The organism is Streptomyces sp. OfavH-34-F, assembly GCF_022347745.1.
Classification (GTDB): domain Bacteria; phylum Actinomycetota; class Actinomycetes; order Streptomycetales; family Streptomycetaceae; genus Streptomyces.
On the sequence record NZ_JAKRGC010000520.1, the window covers coordinates 1 to 2,654 of the forward strand.

At 73.9% G+C, this 2,654-nt stretch carries 3 protein-coding genes; 1 reads left to right on the top strand and 2 read right to left on the bottom strand.

The window, feature by feature from the left end; all coding sequences use genetic code 11:
- Positions 1-784 (bottom strand): SPFH domain-containing protein (locus tag MHW47_RS34280; protein ID WP_239227747.1); only part of this gene is annotated, 784 nt, incomplete at its 3' end.
- 215 nt (positions 785-999) lie between these two features.
- Positions 1,000-1,629, bottom strand: coding sequence for a TetR/AcrR family transcriptional regulator (locus tag MHW47_RS34285; RefSeq protein ID WP_239227748.1), 630 nt, complete (start codon positions 1,627-1,629; stop codon positions 1,000-1,002).
- Positions 1,630-1,787: 158 nt separating this feature from the next.
- On the opposite strand from MHW47_RS34285, the gene MHW47_RS34290 reads away from it, so the two are divergent.
- On the top strand, positions 1,788-2,606 hold the full coding sequence (locus MHW47_RS34290; protein WP_239227749.1) for a phosphatase PAP2 family protein: 819 nt from the start codon (positions 1,788-1,790) through the stop codon (positions 2,604-2,606).
- Positions 2,607-2,654 lie beyond the last annotated feature (48 nt).

Consider the following 2,654-nt stretch of genomic DNA (forward strand, 5'->3'; position numbering starts at 1 on the left):
GCCGCACCGTGCGGGCGGCCTCCGCCTCGGCGCGCACCGCGTCGGCCGCCGCGTTCTCCTCGGCCTCGCGGCGGGCGTTGGTGCCGCGCTGCTCGACGAGCTGTTCCTCCCGGCGGGCCAGCTCGATCCGGCTGGCCAGCTCGTTCTCGGCGATGGTCCGCTCGCGCTCGACGGCCACGGCCCGCCGCTCGTACGTGGCCCGGTCGGCCTCCTGCTGGATCTGTTCGCGGGCGGGGGTGCGCAGGGCGCGCTCCACCTCGGCCTCGGGGCGGATGGCGACGACGCGCACGGCCACCACGTCGATGCCGGTGGCGGGCAGCCGGGGCTCGGCGGCGAGACCGGCCGCCACCCGCTCGCGCACGGCGGCGACCCCGTCCACCAGGGCGCCGGCCAGCGGCGTGCGGGCCAGGACGTCCAGGGTGTGCTGCTGGGCGGTCTCGGTGAGCAGGGTGGCGATCTGTTCGAGGGGAGCGGCGCGCCAGGCGCCGGTGTCCGGGTCCACGGAGAAGTCGAGGCGGGCGGCGGCCTCGGCCGGATCGCTGATGCGGTAGGTGACGGTGGCCTGGACCGTGACGTCCTGGAAGTCGGAGGTGCGCGCGTGGAACGCCATGGCCAGCTCGCGGTCGTTGACCGGCACCTCGGAGAGTGCGGCGCTCAGCGGCCGGAACCAGAAGCTCAGTCCGGCCCCGTCGTGGACGAGCCGGCCGCGCTTGTGGTGGCGGATGTGCGCGGTGGGCGCGGAACGGAGATGGCGCCGGCCGAAGCGGCGGGTGATGTCGGCCATGTGGACCCCCCTCGGGATTTAATCGTCATGAAGACGATAAAGGGGGACCGGGGTTGTCGTCAAGCCGACGAGAAGGGGGAGCGTGCGGCTCCGGATACGCGAACGGCCGGTGACTTCGGAGAAGTCACCGGCCGGCCGGGTTGCGCGCCGCCCCCGTCCCCACGGTGCGGCGCGGGCGGACCGCCGTCATCCGCTGGGACGACGGTCCACGTCTGTCAGGCCCCGGGCTCCGGGGCGCTCAGGCCGAGCGCGGGCAGGACCGCACCCCTCACGAAGCGGACGAGGAAGGTCTCGTCCGCGGGGGTGCCCGCCAGCATCGGGCGGGCCCGCATCACGCCGAGCAGCTGGGTGCCGACGAACTCCACCGCCGGGTTGTCCGCCGCGACCTCGCCCCGCTCCACCCCCCGCCGCACGAGCGCGTCGATCGCCGCCAGCTCCGGCAGGATCAGCGACTCGCGCAGCGCGCACAGCAGCTCCGGGCTCTGCAGCGCCGCATGGCTGAGCGCCAGCGTCAGCGGCGTGTCCCGGCCCGCGACCTCGCCGATGGCCCGCGCCGCCTCCAGCAGGTCGCCCGCCAGCGAACCGGTGTCGATGTTCCGCAGGGTGCCGCGCCGGGTGCCGTGCAGGGCCGCCACCACCAGCTCCGGCTTCGAGCCCCACTGTCGGTAGAGCGTGGACTTGCCGCAGCGGGACCGGGCGGCCACCCCCTCCATGGTCAGCGACTCGTAGCCGTTCTCCCTCAGCATGTCGAGCACCGCCGTGTACAGCTCCTGGGCCCGCTCCGGCGTGATCTTCGACCGGCGTTGCGCGGGGTGCCTGTCCTGCTCGGCCTGGTGCGGCGACATGGGGCCTTCCCTCTCTGCGGCTCTGCGACGAGGTCCATCGATACGCCAGTGTACCGATACGCGAGTGTTCCGATACGCGGCCGTATCGGTACACTGGCGTATCGGTAAGGGCGGGAAACCGCCACAAGGACACCGCATCGTCAGCAAAGGGGCACCGGGTGAGACACACCGCTCACGCGCCCGCCGACCCGGAGTCCCCGGACACCGTGGCCCGGCCGCCCCTCGTCCGGGAACTCCTGCTCGTCGTCGGGCTCTTCCTGATCTACAAACTCGGCCGCCGGGCCGCCAACGGCCACGTGGACGAGGCGTTCCACAACGCCCACCGCGTCTGGGACCTGGAACGCGCCGCGCACCTGCCCGGCGAAGGGCTCGTCCAGCGCCTCCTGCTGCACGACGAGACGCTGATCCACCTCGCCAACACCTACTACGCCACCGTGCACTTCCCGGCCACGCTGCTGTTCCTGGTCTGGCTGTACTGGCGCAGGCCCCGCCACTACGTCTGGGCACGCCGCGTCCTGGCCGTACTCACGGGGGCCGCGCTCGCCCTCCACCTGCTCTTCCCGCTCGCCCCGCCGCGCCTGCTCGCCGCCACCCACCTCGTCGACACCGGCCGCGTCTACGGGCCCTCGGTGTACGGGGCCCAGCCCGCCGCCGACTCCATGGCCAACCAGTTCGCCGCGATGCCCTCGCTGCACTTCGGCTGGGCCGTCATGGTCGGCGTCGGCCTGGTCGTCGCCACCCGGTCCCGGTGGCGCTGGCTCTGGCTCCTGCACCCGGCGCTCACGCTGCTCGTCATCGTCGGCACTGCCAACCACTACTGGCTCGACTCCATCGTCGTCGCCGCGCTGCTCGCCGTGGTCCTCGCCGCGCTGCCGCTGCGGCGCGCCGAACCGGTCCGCCCGCCCCGGCCGTGGCCGTCCGTCGTACCCCAGCGCGACCACGCCACCGGGTACGCCGCCTCCGGAGCGCGCCGGTGAACGCCATGCTCGCGGCGGTCGCGCTCTCCCTCGTCTCCGCGGCCGCCT

Bases quoted from the DNA above. Each gene is read 5' to 3' on its own strand.
- MHW47_RS34285 (WP_239227748.1), bottom strand. From the start codon at position 1,629: ATGTCGCCGCACCAGGCCGAGCAGGACAGGCACCCCGCGCAACGCCGG.